The following is a 15,182-nucleotide window of genomic DNA, read 5'->3' as shown; positions in this document are numbered from 1 at the left end:
GGCGAAGACTCACCCGGTTACATCTTGGCGATGATCGCGTCGCCGAACTCGGAGCACGACAGCAGCTTGGCGCCGTCCATCAGTCGCTCGAAGTCGTAGGTCACGGTCCTGGCAGCGATAGCACCGTTCACACCATCGATGATCAGGTCGGCCGCTTCCGGCCAGCCCATGTGGCGCAGCATCATCTCGGCGGAAAGGATCACCGAACCCGGGTTGACCTTGTCCAGGCCGGCGTACTTGGGCGCGGTGCCGTGGGTTGCCTCGAACATTGCCACCGAATCGGACAGGTTGGCGCCCGGGGCGATGCCGATACCCCCCACCTCCGCCGCCAGGGCGTCGGAGAGGTAGTCACCGTTCAGGTTCAGGGTGGCAATCACATCGTACTCGGCCGGGCGCAGCAGGATCTGCTGCAGCATGGCGTCGGCGATCACGTCCTTCACCACGATATTCTTGCCGGTGTTGGGGTTCTTGAACTGCATCCACGGGCCACCGTCGAGCAGCTGGGCGCCGAACTCGTCGCGGGCGAGCTCGTAGCCCCAGTCCTTGAAGGCACCCTCGGTGAATTTCATGATGTTGCCCTTGTGGACGATGGTCACGGAGCTGCGATCATTGTCCACGGCATATTGCAGGGCCTTGCGCACCAGGCGCTTGGTACCTTCCTGGGAAACCGGCTTGATGCCGATGCCGCAGTTGTCGGTGAAACGGATCTTCTTGACGCCCATTTCCTCGGTGAGGAACTTGATGACCTTCTGCGCCTCGGGAGTGCCAGCCTTCCACTCGACACCGGCGTAGATGTCTTCGGAGTTCTCGCGAAAGATCACCATGTCCACGTCACCAGGCTTCTTCACCGGGCTCGGGACGCCTTCGAACCAGCGCACGGGGCGCAGGCAGACATAGAGGTCGAGCTGCTGGCGCAGGGCCACGTTCAGGGAGCGGATGCCGCCACCCACCGGCGTGGTCAGCGGCCCCTTGATCGATACGACATAGTCGCGAACGGCATCCAGGGTTTCCTGGGGCAGCCAGGTGTCCTGGTCATAGACCTGGGTAGCTTTCTCGCCAGCGTAGACTTCCATCCACGCGATCTTGCGGTCGCCTTTGTAGGCTTTCTCGACGGCAGCGTCGACGACCTTGATCATGACCGGGCTGATATCCACACCAATGCCATCACCCTCGATGAAGGGGATGATCGGGTTCTTCGGTACATTCAAGGACATATCGGCGTTGACGGTGATTTTGTCACCGGCCGGCACCTGGATCTTTTGGTATCCCATGCTGAACTCCGCTTTTTGATTGAAACCCTCTTGCAGCCACAGAGGGTAGCTCACAAGTCGGTAATCGAACTACATCATTCCTTAGTCTAAAAAAGGGACACGCTTCACCCTGCCTTTAGGGTGGTATACTGGCCGGCATGACTTAATGGTCATCGAGGTCCGAGCAGTCTGGGACCAGACTCTCTCCTCGCAGCGGCGCACATCCCCATCAGGATCCCGCCGTACAACGCTCTACTGGCGCCCCAATATCCCCGCGGCAAATCTCGAAGGTCGGTCAACCACTTCGCTGACCGCAAGCGTGTACCAACGCGATTCGAGACTCTGTGCGCGCCCAGCAAAGAAGAGAGTTAGAACGAGATGTCCATCCGCTCGAAGATCACCTACACCTTCACCGACGAAGCACCCGCCCTTGCCACCTATTCGCTTCTTCCCATCGTAAAAGCCTTTGCCGCTTCCGCCGGCATCGACGTCGAGACCCGCGACATCTCTCTTTCGGGCCGTATCCTGGCCTCCTTCGCTGACAAGCTCGGCGACAAGGCCATCGAAGACGATCTGGCCTACCTGGCCGTACTGGCCACCGACCCCAAAGCCAACATCATCAAGCTGCCGAACATTTCCGCTTCGGTACCGCAGCTCAAGGGCGCCATCGCCGAGCTGCAGAAGCTGGGCTACGCCATCCCCGACTTCCCGGAAGACCCGCAGACCGACGAAGAGAAAGACACCCGCGCACGCTATGCCAAGGTCCTGGGCAGCGCCGTGAACCCGGTTCTGCGCGAAGGCAACTCCGACCGCCGCGCCCCGGCCGCCGTGAAAGCCTACGCCCGCAAGCATCCGCACAGCATGGGCAAGTGGAGCATGGCTTCGCGCTCCCACGCCGACTACATGCGTGGCGGCGACTTCTTCTCCAGCGAGCAGTCGGTCACCATTCCGAAGGCCGGTGAAGTCCGCATCGAGTTCGTCGGCAAGGACGGCAAGGTCGAGACCAAGAAGACCCTGAAGATGCAGGACGGCGAAGTCCTCGACAGCATGTTCATGAGCTGCAGCAAACTGCGCGCCTTCTTCGAGAAGACCCTGCAGGACTGCAAGGAAACCGGCGTCATGTGGTCCCTGCACGTCAAGGCCACCATGATGAAGATCTCCCACCCGATCGTCTTCGGCCACGCCGTCACCGTCTACTACAAGGACGTGTTCGAGAAGTACGGCCAGCTGTTCGAAGAGCTGGGCGTTAACCCGAACAACGGCATCTCCAGCGTCTACGACAAGATCAAGTCGCTGCCGGCCTCGCAGCAGGAAGAAATCCTCCACGACATCCACGAGGTGTACAGCCACCGCCCGGAAATGGCGATGGTCGACTCGGTCAAGGGCATCACCAACCTGCACATCCCCAGCGACGTGATCGTCGATGCCTCCATGCCGGCCATGATCCGCAACTCGGGTCAGATGTGGGGCAAGGACGGCAAGCAGAAAGACACCAAAGCGGTAATGCCGGAAAGCACCTACGCCCGCATCTACCAGGAAATGATCAACTTCTGCAAAACCAACGGCGCTTTCGACCCCACCACCATGGGCAGCGTACCGAACGTCGGCCTGATGGCGCAGAAAGCCGAGGAGTACGGCTCCCACGACAAGACCTTCGAACTGGAAGCTGACGGCGTGATGCGCGTTGTCGACGCCGACGGCAAGGTCCTGATGCAGCACGAAGTGCAGGCCGGCGACATCTGGCGTGCCTGCCAGACCAAGGACGCGCCGATCCGTGACTGGGTCAAGCTGGCCGTTACCCGTGCCCGCCAGTCCAACACCCCGGCCATCTTCTGGCTGGACCCGGAGCGCGCCCACGACAACGAACTGCGCAAGAAGGTCGAGCTGTATCTGAAAGACCACGACCTGACCGGTCTGGACATCAGCATCAAGGGCTACAACGAAGCCATCCGCACCAGCATGGAGCGCCAACTGCGCGGCCAGGACACCATCTCGGTGACCGGCAACGTACTGCGCGACTACCTGACCGACCTGTTCCCGATCATGGAACTGGGCACCTCGGCCAAGATGCTGTCCATCGTTCCGCTGATGGCGGGCGGCGGCATGTACGAGACCGGCGCCGGCGGTTCGGCCCCGAAACACGTCCAGCAGCTGGTGGAAGAAAACTACCTGCGCTGGGATTCCCTGGGCGAGTTCCTGGCCCTGGCCGTCTCCTTCGAAGAAGAAGGCATCAAGACCGACAACGCCAAGGCCAAGGTCCTGGGCAAGGCGCTGGACATCGCGACCGGCAAACTGCTGGACAACAACAAGTCGCCGTCGCGCAAGATCGGTGAGATCGACAACCGCGGCAGCCACTTCTACCTGGCCATGTACTGGGCCCAGGCCCTGGCCGAGCAGAACGACGACGCCGAGCTGAAAGCTCACTTCGCCGGCCTGGCCAAAACCCTGACCGAGAAGGAAGCGGCGATTGTCGCCGAACTGAACGGCGTACAGGGCAAGCCGGCGGAAATCGGTGGCTACTACCGTTCCGATGCGGAGCTGACCAGCCAGGTCATGCGCCCGAGCGCGACCTTCAACGCCGCGATCGACGCACTGGCGTAAGCCGTTTCGCGTGACACCAGAACCCCCGGGCCTTCCCGGGGGTTCTGCTTTCTGCCATGCAGAACGTTAAACTCGCGCCTTTCGAACAAACGAGAACCTATCCATGCGCTGGCTTGCACACGTCACCGTCGCCACCATCGTCGAAGACCAGGGCCGCTTCCTGCTGGTGGAGGAAATCTCTGCTGACAAAAAGCAGGTCTTCAACCAGCCCGCCGGACATCTGGAGGCCAACGAGAGCCTGGTCGAGGCCGCCGTGCGCGAAACCCTCGAGGAAACCGGCTGGGATGTGGAGCTGACCGCCGTCACCGGCATCTATCTCTACACCGCCCCCAGCAACGGCGTGACCTACCAGCGTGTCTGCTTCGCCGCCCGCCCCGTGCGTCACCACCCCGAGCGCCCGCTGGACGACGGCATCCTCGGCGCCCGCTGGCTGACCCGCGACGAGCTGGCGGGCCAGCCCGAACGCTGGCGCAGCCACCTAGTGCTGCGCTGCATCGACGATTACCTGAAAGGCGAGCGCTTCCCGCTGGCCCTGATCCGCGACTGAGCCAGAGCCGCGCCTCTGCCGCTTGGCTCTGGTAGAATCGCCGTTTTTACCTGCGTCCGTGACCCGCTGCCATGTCTAGCTCACCCAAAGCCCCCCAGAACACCCGCGTCATCGTCGGCATGTCCGGCGGCGTGGACTCCTCCGTCTCCGCCCTCCTCCTCAAGGAACAGGGCTACCAGGTGGAAGGTCTGTTCATGAAAAACTGGGAAGAGGACGACGGCACCGAATACTGCACCGCGATGACCGACCTGGCCGACGCCCAGGCCGTCTGCGACCGCATCGGCATCAAGCTGCATACCGCCAACTTTGCCGCGGAGTACTGGGACAACGTCTTCGAGCACTTCCTCGAGGAATACAAGGCCGGCCGCACGCCGAACCCGGACATTCTCTGCAACCGCGAGATCAAGTTCAAAGCCTTCCTCGACTACGCCGTCGCCCTGGGCGCCGACCTGATCGCCACCGGCCACTACGTGCGCCGCCGCGACATCGACGGCCGCAGCGAACTGCTCAAGGGCCTGGACCCGAACAAGGACCAGAGCTACTTCCTCCACGCCGTGGGCGGCGAGCAGATCGGCAAGACGCTGTTCCCGGTTGGCGAACTGGAGAAGCCCGAGGTCCGCGCCATCGCCGAGAAGTACGGCCTGGCCACCGCGAAGAAGAAGGACTCCACTGGCATCTGTTTCATTGGCGAGCGCCGCTTCAGCGACTTCCTCAAGCAGTACCTGCCGGCCCAGCCGGGCGACATCGAGACCACCGACGGCCAGGTCATCGGCAAGCACGTCGGCCTGATGTACCACACCATCGGCCAGCGCCAGGGCCTGGGCATTGGCGGCCTGAAGAACGCCGATGACAGCCCGTGGTATGTCCTGGAAAAAGACCTCGTACGCAACGTCCTGGTCGTCGGCCAGGGCAATGACCATCCATGGCTGTTCTCCCGCGCCCTGCATGCCTCGCATATCTACTGGGTCAACCCGGTGAACCTGGAGCAACCCAGGGCGCTGCGCGCCAAGGTGCGCTATCGCCAGTCCGACCAGGACTGCATGCTGGAACGCACCGAGAACGGCTACCGCGCTGTCTTCGACGAGCCGCAGCGCGCCGTCACCCCGGGCCAGTCCGTGGTTTTCTATGACGGCGAAGTCTGCCTCGGCGGCGGCGTCATCGAATCTGCTGAACCCGCGTTCGCTAAGGACCGTACATGAGCGATCTGCACGACCAGATCATCGCACTCTCCGGCGTCTTCGAAGCCGCCGCCCTGGTAGACCGCCTCGCCCGCACCGGCCAGGTTCCCGAGGCGCCGCTGGGCTGCATGCTCGGCAGCCTGCTGGTGCGCGACCCGAAGACCACCCTCGACGTCTACGGCGGCGATACCGCCAACCTGCGCGAGGGTTTCCGCGCCCTGGTCAGCGCCCTGGAGCGCGATCCCAACAGCCTGCAGCGCGAGCCACTGCGCTACGCACTGTCGCTGATCGGCCTGGAACGCCAGTTGAACAAGCGTGACGACATGCTCGACATCATGGGCACCCGCCTGGACCAGATCCAGCAGCAGGTCCAGCACTTCGGCCTGGTCCACGAGAACGTCATCGCCTCCTGCGCCGGGCTTTACCAGGACACCCTGAGCACCTTCCGTCAGCGCATCCAGGTGCACGGCGACATGCGCCACCTGCAGATCAACGCCAACGCCGCGCGCATTCGCGCCCTGCTGCTGGCTGGCATTCGCTCCGCACGCCTGTGGCGACAGCTCGGCGGCAACCGCTGGCAGATGCTCTTCGCCCGAAAGAAAATGCTCAACGAGCTGCGCCCTCTGCTGCGCGGCTGAAGCATGCCCTTCCGGTCGCCGCAAGGGCGACCGGTGCGCGCCATTCGTGTATGATGTGCGCCCTTTTCGTTGACCGACAGCTACGAGAACGCCCCCATGCAGCTTTCCTCCCTTACCGCGGTTTCCCCCGTTGACGGCCGTTACGGCAGCAAAACCAGCGCCCTGCGTCCGATCTTCAGCGAATACGGCCTGATCCGTTTCCGCGTCCTGGTGGAGGTTCGCTGGTTGCAGCGTCTCGCCGCCCATGCCGGCATCCCTGAAGTAGCGCCCTTCTCCGCCGAAGCCAACGCCGTGCTGAACCAACTGGCCGACGACTTCCAGCTGGAGCACGCGCAGCGCATCAAGGACATCGAGCGCACCACCAACCACGACGTCAAAGCCGTGGAGTACCTGCTCAAGGAACAAGCCGCCAAACTGCCGGAACTGGCCAAGGTCAGCGAGTTCATCCACTTCGCCTGCACCTCCGAGGACATCAACAACCTGTCCCATGCCCTGATGCTGCGCGAAGGCCGTGACAGCGTGCTGCTGCCGCTGATGCGCCAGATCGCCGACTCCATCCGCGAGCTGGCGGTGAAATTCGCCGACGTGCCGATGCTCTCGCGCACCCACGGCCAGCCGGCCTCCCCGACTACCCTGGGCAAGGAACTGGCCAACGTCGTCTACCGCCTGGAGCGCCAGATCAAGCAAGTCGCCTCGGTCGAGCTGCTGGGCAAGATCAACGGCGCCGTGGGCAACTACAACGCCCACCTGTCCGCCTATCCGCAGGTTGACTGGGAAGCCAACGCCCGCGAATTCATCGAGGGCGACCTCGGCCTGAACTGGAACCCCTACACCACCCAGATCGAGCCGCACGACTACATCGCCGAGCTGTTCGACGCCATCGCGCGCTTCAACACCATCCTCATCGATTTCGACCGCGACGTCTGGGGCTACATCTCCCTGGGCTACTTCAAGCAGAAGACCGTCGCTGGCGAAATCGGCTCCTCGACCATGCCGCACAAGGTCAACCCGATCGACTTCGAGAACTCCGAAGGCAACCTGGGCATCGCCAACGCACTGTTCCAGCACCTGGCCAGCAAGCTGCCGATCTCCCGCTGGCAGCGCGACCTGACCGACTCCACCGTGCTGCGCAACCTGGGCGTCGGTTTCGCCCACAGCGTCATCGCCTACGAAGCCAGCCTGAAAGGCATCGGCAAGCTGGAGCTGAACGCCGCACGCATCGCCGAAGACCTGGACGCCTGCTGGGAAGTCCTGGCCGAGCCGGTGCAGACCGTCATGCGCCGCTACGGCATCGAGAACCCCTACGAGAAGCTCAAGGAGCTGACCCGCGGCAAAGGCATCAGCGCCGAGGCCCTGCAGGTATTCATCGAAGGTCTCGACATGCCGGCCGAAGCCAAGGCCGAGCTGAAGAAACTGACCCCCGCGAACTACATTGGTAACGCTGCCGCCCAGGCCAAGCGCATCTGAGATTCGCCCCAACTTTGCACGCCCGGCTGTGCCGGGCGTTTTTGTTTCAAGGACTTAGACATGAATCCTGCTATTCCTCTTCAGCTTTTGGGCGGCATCAGCGCCGAAGAATTTCTCCGCGACTACTGGCAGAAGAAGCCCCTGCTGGTGCGCCAGGCCATCCCGGATTTCAAGAGCCCGCTGGACCCTGACGAACTGGCCGGCCTCGCCCTGGAAGAGATGATCGAGTCGCGCATCGTCGTCGAGCACGGCGACAGCCCCTGGGAACTGCGCCGCGGCCCGTTCCAGGAAGACACCTTCAGCCAGATGCCCGAGCGTGACTGGACCCTGCTGGTACAGGCGGTCGATCAGTTCATCCCGGAAGTCGCCGAACTGCTGGAACACTTCAAGTTCCTGCCCAGCTGGCGTATCGACGACGTGATGATCAGCTACGCCGCACCGGGCGGCGGCGTTGGCCCGCACTTCGACAATTACGACGTATTCCTGCTGCAGGGCCACGGTCATCGCCGCTGGAAAGTCGGCCAGACCTGCGACGCCAGCAGCCCGATGCTGCCGCACGCCGACCTGCGCATCCTCGCCGAATTCGAAGAGAGCGCCGAATGGGTCCTGGAGCCCGGCGACATGCTCTACCTGCCGCCGCGCGTCGCCCACTATGGCATCGCCGAAGACGACTGCATGACCTATTCGGTCGGCTTCCGCGCCCCCAGCGCCGCCGAAGTGCTGACCCACTTCACCGACTTCCTCGCGCAGTTCCTTTCCGACGAAGAACGTTACAGCGACGCCGGCATGGCCGCGATGAAAGGTGATTTCGACCAGCACCAGATCCAGCGCGACGCCCTCGACCGCCTGAAGAACCTGCTACAGGAACACATGAGCGACGAGCGCCTGCTGCTGACCTGGTTCGGCCAGTTCATGACCGAGCCGCGCTACCCGGAACTGGTGGCCGGCGAGGAGATCGAGGAAGACGACCTGACCGCCGCCATCGAGGACGGCGAGGTACTGATCCGCAACCCCAGCGCCCGCATGGCCTGGAGCGAAGTGGACGTCGGCCTGCTGCTGTTCGCCAGCGGCCAGACCGTGGTCCTGCCGGAAAAACTGCGCGACTTGCTCAAGCTGGTGTGCTCGGCGGAATCGCTGCACGAAGGGAATCTCGGCCAATGGCTGGCCGACGACGATGGGCGTAAGCTCATCGGAGAACTGATCAAACAGGGCAGTCTGGAGTTTGCCGATGAGTAGCAAGATCAGGGTTCGCGTGGCGGACTGGCAGAAGGATAATGCCGATCTGCGGCGTATTCGCGAGGCGGTATTCATCGCCGAGCAATCGGTCCCACCGGAACTCGAATGGGACGCCGAGGATGTCGAAGCCGTGCACTTCCTGGCCTTCGAAGGCGACTACGCCATCGGTACCGCCCGCCTCCTGCCGGACGGGCATATCGGCCGGGTATCGGTGCTCAAGGACTGGCGCGGCCTGAAGGTCGGCGACCTGCTGATGCGCGCCGCCATCGAGCAGGCCGAAAGCCAGGGGCTGAAACGCCAGCTGCTGACGGCACAGGTTTACGCCATTCCCTTCTACGAACGGCTAGGCTTCCAGGTAGCCAGCGGCGAATTCCTCGACGCCGGCCTCCCTCACGTGGACATGGTGCGCGAAAGCGCCTGAGCAGCTATTCAGCAAGGAGCGACATGGATAACGCCCCGGACCAGGACGACCTCCCGGTAGAACTGCCGGACATCGAGTTTCAGTCACCGGGGCGTTTTGCCGTCCACAACCCGCCCAGCGAAGCGCTGCCGCCCGAAGTACTCGAGCCGGCGCCCTTCCGCCTTGGCGAAGGCGATCAACTGCAGCGCTTCAGCAAGCCGGACGATGCGCGCGCGCACGCTCTGGCGCTGATCCAGCAGGCGCGCCGCACGCTCTATATCTATACACCTGACCTCGAGCCCTGGCTGTATCACCACAGCAGCATCCAGGAAGCCTGCACCCAGGTATTGCTGGGCAATCCGCGCAACCGCCTGATGATCCTGCTGCGCGACAGTACACGCGCGGCGAAGGAAGGCCATCGCCTGCTCAATCTCAGCCGCCGCCTGTCCAGCTACTGCCAGATTCGCCGGATCAATCCCGACTACCCCAGCGAGGAGCACGCCTTCCTCCTGGCTGACGAGTGCGGCCTGCTGCTGCGCCCGGAGCCGGGCGAATACGCCGGATACGCGCACTACAACAATGCTGGCCGCGTCCGCCAACTGATCGCGCAATTCGAACAGACCTGGAACACCAGCGTCCTCGACCCGAACCTGCGGAGTTTCCTGATTTGAGCCGACACCCTCTTGCCCTGATGCTCGCCTGCGCCATCAGCGTCACTGCCACGGCAGCGCCGCGCACCGAGATCATTCCGCTCAACTTCCGCACCGCCGAAGACGTGCTGCCGGTGGCGCAGCAGGTGCTGGGCAACGAGGGCCGGGTCACCGCCTATGGCAACCAGTTGGTGGTCAACGCCGAGCTGCCGAAGATCCGCGAGCTGCAGCAAGTAATCGAACAACTGGATACACGTCCGCACCAGCTACTGATCAGCCTCGACACCGTCGATGGCAGCCAGGGCAGCCAGAGCGGCTACTCGGTGGACGGCTCGGTCAGCGCCGGCAACGTGGAGATCCAGTCCGGCCACGGCAAAGTCAACGGCCGCGACCAGGTGCGCATCATCAACCGCTCCACCAGCAGCCGCGGCGGCGGCACCCAGCAGGTGCGCGCTACCGAGGGCTCCCCCGCATTCATCCAGGTCGGCCAGAGCCAACCGGTGACCAACGCCGGCATCGGTCCCTACGGCCAGGTCTACAGCCAGACCGAGTATCGCGACGCCAACCAGGGCATGTATGTAACGGCGAGCCTGTCCGGCAATCTCGTGCACATCACCCTGAGCACTCGCAACGACCGCTTCAACGGCAATTACCAGGGATCGATGAATACCAGCTCAGCCGACACCCGGGTCAGCGGCCCGATCGGCCAGTGGATCGAGATCGGCGGCGTCAGCGAGAGCAACCAGAGCACGCAGAGCGGCTACACCCGCCAATACAGCACCCAGGGCCGCAACGACAGCAGCCTGCGGGTGAAGGTCGAAGTGCTCGACTAATCCTTCCGTAGGTGACCTGCCAGTCCTCGTTAGACCTTCGTGTAGTAGTCCAAAAAAAACACTACAAAACGTTTGACGAACGCTCGTTTGAAAGGGCATGATGGCCTCGCTCCCGCTAACCAGAGGGCCTCAAAGCCCTTCGGACCAAGCCAGTGGCCCACCCGCCATGCAGGTCCGTGTTGTTAAGCCCACAAGGCGGATCGACGAGGTTGCGACTGGCAAGAGGTTGTCCTGAGGGACGGGGAAGCAAGCCTAAGCAACAGCACGAAGTGACGGATTCAGCCGTCCACCATCGCCCAACGGCTGCCACGAGCCGGCAAGCGATTCTGGATGTACCGCTGCAGTCACCAGTCTGTCCGCCGCGCCACCCCACTCCTCCAGCGTCACTCCTTCTTTCGGTCGCCCCTTCGCCATCCCGCGGCGAGCAACCCGCAGTCAAATCCGTTTCGATACAGGTTTTGAGTGGGTAAGTCGGTGCTCAACCAAACACATACTTTGAAGGATTGACCATGTCCGCATATCAAAACGACATCAAAGCCGTTGCCGCTCTGAAAGAGAAAACCGGTAACAGCTGGAGCGCTATCAACCCCGAGTCGGTTGCCCGTATGCGCGCTCAGAACCGCTTCAAGACTGGTCTGGACATCGCCAAGTACACTGCGGCCATCATGCGCAAGGACATGGCCGAGTATGACGCCGACACCTCCGTCTACACCCAGTCGCTGGGTTGCTGGCACGGCTTCATCGGTCAGCAGAAGCTGATCTCGATCAAGAAGCACCTGAAGACCACCAACAAGCGCTACCTCTACCTGTCCGGCTGGATGGTTGCCGCGCTGCGTTCCAACTTCGGCCCGCTGCCCGACCAGTCCATGCACGAAAAAACCGCCGTTTCCGGCCTGATCGAAGAGCTCTACACCTTCCTGCGCCAGGCTGACGCCCGTGAGCTGGACCTGCTCTTCACCGCCCTGGACAGCGCTCGTGCCGCCGGCGACAAAGCCAAGCAGGACGAAATCCAGGCTCAGATCGATGGCTACGAAACCCACGTAGTACCGATCATCGCCGACATCGACGCCGGCTTCGGCAACCCGGAAGCCACCTACCTGCTGGCCAAGAAAATGATCGAAGCCGGTGCCTGCTGCATCCAGATCGAGAACCAGGTTTCCGACGAGAAGCAGTGCGGCCACCAGGACGGTAAAGTGACCGTTCCGCACGAAGACTTCCTCGCCAAGATCAACGCCGTTCGCTACGCGTTCCTCGAACTGGGCGTTGACGACGGCGTGATCGTTGCCCGTACCGACTCCCTGGGCGCCGGCCTGACCAAGCAGATCGCCGTGACCAAAGAGCCGGGCGACCTGGGCGACCAATACAACTCCTTCCTGGATTGCGAAGAAGTTTCCGCTGCCGAACTGCAGAACGGCGACGTGGTGATCAACCGCGGCGGCAAGCTGCTGCGTCCGAAGCGCCTGGCTTCCAACCTGTTCCAGTTCCGCAAGGGCACCGGCGAAGACCGTTGCGTCCTCGACTGCATCACCTCGCTGCAGAACGGCGCCGACCTGCTGTGGATCGAAACCGAGAAGCCGCACGTTGGCCAGATCAAGGGCATGGTTGACCGCATCCGCCAAGTCATCCCGAACGCCAAGCTGGTTTACAACAACAGCCCGTCGTTCAACTGGACCCTGAACTTCCGCCAGCAGGTCTTCGACGCGTTCGTTGCCGAAGGCAAGGACGTTTCCGCCTACGACCGCGCCAAGCTGATGAGCGTCGAGTACGACGAGACCGAACTGGCCCAGGTTGCCGACGAGAAGATCCGTACCTTCCAGCGCGATGGTTCCGCCCACGCCGGCATCTTCCACCACCTGATCACCCTGCCGACCTACCACACCGCCGCTCTGTCGACCGACAACCTGGCCAAAGGCTACTTCGCCGACCAGGGCATGCTGGCCTACGTGAAAGGCGTTCAGCGTCAGGAACTGCGTCAGGGCATCGCCTGCGTCAAGCACCAGAACATGGCTGGCTCGGACATCGGCGACAACCACAAAGAGTACTTCGCTGGCGAAGCTGCTCTGAAAGCCTCGGGTAAAGACAACACCATGAACCAGTTCCACTAAGAACTGGCTCACCGGCCCCTCGGGGCTGGCAGGCTCAACAAGACCCCGGCCTCGGCCGGGGTCTTGTTTTTTGTGCTTGGCCAAACCGCCAGCCACCCGCTCTTCGCCCGCCAAGGGCAAAGCCGCATCGGTATGTCAGCCTCGGGCCTCCTCAAGACAAGCGGACAGCCCCTCCATGAAAGCAACGCCCAGGCGCAATCGCCTCGCCCTCGCCGCCCATCTCATTCAGCGCCTGCCACGCCGCCTTCATGAGCCGCTGCTCAGCCGCCTGTTCTGCTCACAGGTGCGCTTCGCCGGGACGGCGGGCGTACGCATACAGCAGCTATCCCACAACGAAGTGCGCATGAGCCTGGCCAACCACCGCCGCGCTCGCAATCACATTGGCGGCGTGCACGCCGCCGCCATGGCCCTGCTGGCCGAGTCCGCCAGCGGCTGCATGGTTGGCATGAACCTGCCGGATCACAAGCTGCCGCTGATCAAGACCCTCAAGGTGGACTACCTGCGCCGGGCCCGCGGCGGCCTGCGCGCCATCGCCACGCTGCAGCCTGAACAGCGGCGCGCCATGCAGGAGCAGGACAAGGGTGAAGCACTGATCCAGGTGATCCTGCTGGACGATTCCGGCGACCAGCCGGTGCACTGCGAAATGCTCTGGGCGTGGATCACCAAGAGAAACTGAACCACCCAGCATCCGGACACCCAGGGAACGGATGAAGGGCGCGCTCGCCGTCACTATTTGCGCGAAATAAAAAGCGCGCCGCTTATATGTAGTAAAGTTACGGATATACGACACTGCAAATGATAATGCTTATCATTTATAGAACATCGATTTATTGCGAACAAATACCTCGAAAGTACTATTCGACCAAAGCCGAAGTGCCGTCACACTAGGCATTCAGAGGCGCGCAAACAGGGCGCTGCGGGAAATGCAAAAGCCTTTTGCCCGAAATAGAAGCATCTGTTTGTGTTGGAAAAATTTACTTGCTGAAGGCTTTGGGCATAAAATTGGAAAGATGACCTGAACCCTTAGCTCACTATCCTTGAGTTGTCGGGTTCGCAGTAGTCGGGCGTTGCGCCCGAAACCCAAGACAATCGTTATTTGTAGGAAGGAGTATCGGCATGCCCAATCCAGCTGAACTTGCAGCTCAACACTGGGGACTCGCCGCCTTCCTTTTAGGAGTGCTGGGCCTGCTCGCCTTCATGCTAGGGGTTTCCAGCCTGCTTGGCAGTAAGGCATTTGGTCGCAGCAAGAACGAACCGTTCGAATCCGGGATCGTTCCTACCGGCAGCGCACGCCTGCGTCTGTCGGCAAAATTCTATCTGGTCGCGATGCTCTTCGTGATCTTCGACGTCGAAGCCCTCTTCCTCTTCGCCTGGTCCGTGTCCGTCCGTGAAAGCGGTTGGGCAGGTCTGATCGAGGCAACCATTTTCATAGCAATTCTGTTGGCAGGTCTTGTCTACCTGTGGCGTATCGGCGCGCTCGATTGGGCACCGGCGGCACGTCGCGCACGGCAGGCGAAGCTAAAACAATGAGGCTTTGGCGATGCAATACAAACTTACCCGGATCGATCCGGATGCGCCCAATGATCAGTACCCGATCGGCGAACGCGAAACGGTAGAAGACCCGCTCATCGAAGGGCAGGTCCACAAGAACATCTTCATGGGCAAGCTCGAGGATGTTCTCAACGGTGCGGTGAACTGGGGTCGCAAGAACTCCCTGTGGCCGTACAACTTCGGGCTGTCCTGCTGCTACGTGGAGATGACCACGGCGTTCACCGCGCCGCACGACATCGCCCGTTTCGGCGCCGAAGTGATCCGTGCATCGCCGCGCCAGGCTGACTTCATGGTCATCGCCGGCACCTGCTTCATCAAGATGGCTCCGGTCATCCAGCGCCTGTACGAGCAGATGCTGGAACCCAAGTGGGTGATCTCGATGGGGTCGTGCGCCAACTCCGGCGGCATGTACGACATCTACTCGGTCGTTCAGGGGGTCGACAAGTTCCTCCCCGTGGACGTGTACATCCCCGGCTGCCCGCCCCGTCCGGAGGCGTTCCTGCAAGGCCTGATGCTGCTGCAGGAATCCATCGGCCAGGAGCGTCGTCCGTTGTCCTGGGTTGTAGGCGATCAAGGCATCTATCGTGCCGACATGCCTGCCCAGAAGGATCTCAAGCGCGAACAGCGCATTGCGGTCACCAACCTGCGCAGCCCCGACGAAGTGTGATCCGGCCCTCCACGAGAGGCCCGTTTTCACTCCACCGTTGACCGAGTGACTTAAAGACT

The 15,182-nt window shown here is 62.3% G+C and carries 14 protein-coding genes; 13 read left to right on the top strand and 1 reads right to left on the bottom strand.

Translation table 11 applies throughout. From position 1 onward, the window contains the following. Window positions 1–17: 17 nt before the first annotated feature. A complete protein-coding gene (icd, locus tag N5C91_RS09045; RefSeq protein ID WP_236202222.1) occupies window positions 18–1,271 on the bottom strand; it encodes an NADP-dependent isocitrate dehydrogenase in 1,254 nt (417 codons plus the stop codon). 357 nt (window positions 1,272–1,628) lie between these two features. On the opposite strand from icd, the gene N5C91_RS09040 reads away from it, so the two are divergent. From N5C91_RS09040 to N5C91_RS08980, 13 genes are all read left to right on the top strand, one after another. Then, window positions 1,629–3,851, top strand: a complete 2,223-nt coding sequence (locus tag N5C91_RS09040) for an NADP-dependent isocitrate dehydrogenase (RefSeq protein WP_279829206.1) — start codon at window positions 1,629–1,631, stop codon at window positions 3,849–3,851. Window positions 3,852–3,954: 103 nt separating this feature from the next. Then, window positions 3,955–4,398 carry an NUDIX hydrolase gene (locus tag N5C91_RS09035; protein ID WP_279829204.1) on the top strand — a complete coding sequence of 148 codons (444 nt, stop codon included), beginning with the start codon at window positions 3,955–3,957 and terminating at the stop codon, window positions 4,396–4,398. Window positions 4,399–4,469: 71 nt separating this feature from the next. Continuing rightward, the gene (gene mnmA, locus N5C91_RS09030) at window positions 4,470–5,597 is read left to right on the top strand and encodes a tRNA 2-thiouridine(34) synthase MnmA (protein ID WP_236202225.1); all 1,128 of its coding nucleotides are present in this window, start codon (window positions 4,470–4,472) and stop codon (window positions 5,595–5,597) included. Continuing rightward, a complete protein-coding gene (gene hflD, locus N5C91_RS09025) occupies window positions 5,594–6,214 on the top strand; it encodes a high frequency lysogenization protein HflD (protein WP_024765136.1) in 621 nt (206 codons plus the stop codon). Before mnmA ends, hflD begins: the two co-directional genes overlap by 4 nt. Window positions 6,215–6,310: 96 nt before the next feature. Next, complete coding sequence (gene purB, locus N5C91_RS09020) at window positions 6,311–7,681, top strand: adenylosuccinate lyase (protein ID WP_024765135.1); 1,371 nt, start codon at window positions 6,311–6,313, stop codon at window positions 7,679–7,681. Between the two features lie 60 nt (window positions 7,682–7,741). Continuing rightward, window positions 7,742–8,917 (top strand): cupin domain-containing protein, encoded by a 1,176-nt coding sequence (locus tag N5C91_RS09015; RefSeq protein ID WP_236202227.1) that lies wholly within the window; start codon window positions 7,742–7,744, stop codon window positions 8,915–8,917. Beyond that, on the top strand, window positions 8,910–9,338 hold the full coding sequence (locus N5C91_RS09010) for a GNAT family N-acetyltransferase (RefSeq protein WP_054909440.1): 429 nt from the start codon (window positions 8,910–8,912) through the stop codon (window positions 9,336–9,338). Before N5C91_RS09015 ends, N5C91_RS09010 begins: the two co-directional genes overlap by 8 nt. Before the next feature lie 23 nt (window positions 9,339–9,361). Further along, entirely contained in the window at window positions 9,362–9,988 is a 627-nt protein-coding gene (locus N5C91_RS09005; RefSeq protein WP_279829185.1) for a histone acetyltransferase HPA2, read from the top strand. A 20-nt stretch (window positions 9,989–10,008) separates the two neighbouring features. After that, entirely contained in the window at window positions 10,009–10,800 is a 792-nt protein-coding gene (locus N5C91_RS09000) for a secretin N-terminal domain-containing protein (protein ID WP_279829565.1), read from the top strand. A 509-nt stretch (window positions 10,801–11,309) separates the two neighbouring features. Continuing rightward, window positions 11,310–12,905 (top strand): isocitrate lyase, encoded by a 1,596-nt coding sequence (locus tag N5C91_RS08995; protein WP_279829182.1) that lies wholly within the window; start codon window positions 11,310–11,312, stop codon window positions 12,903–12,905. 175 nt (window positions 12,906–13,080) lie between these two features. Next, window positions 13,081–13,581: a DUF4442 domain-containing protein gene (locus N5C91_RS08990; RefSeq protein WP_279829181.1), complete on the top strand. Its 501-nt coding sequence runs from the start codon at window positions 13,081–13,083 to the stop codon at window positions 13,579–13,581. 440 nt (window positions 13,582–14,021) lie between these two features. Then, the gene (locus N5C91_RS08985; RefSeq protein WP_017517108.1) at window positions 14,022–14,435 is read left to right on the top strand and encodes an NADH-quinone oxidoreductase subunit A; all 414 of its coding nucleotides are present in this window, start codon (window positions 14,022–14,024) and stop codon (window positions 14,433–14,435) included. Window positions 14,436–14,445: 10 nt separating this feature from the next. Then, window positions 14,446–15,123 (top strand): NADH-quinone oxidoreductase subunit B, encoded by a 678-nt coding sequence (locus N5C91_RS08980; protein WP_236173263.1) that lies wholly within the window; start codon window positions 14,446–14,448, stop codon window positions 15,121–15,123. The last annotated feature ends 59 nt before the right edge of the window (window positions 15,124–15,182 follow it).

Source organism: Pseudomonas sp. GD03903, assembly GCF_029840045.1.
Classification (GTDB): domain Bacteria; phylum Pseudomonadota; class Gammaproteobacteria; order Pseudomonadales; family Pseudomonadaceae; genus Pseudomonas; species Pseudomonas pseudonitroreducens.
This window is presented reverse-complemented; position numbering and strand designations above follow the sequence as displayed.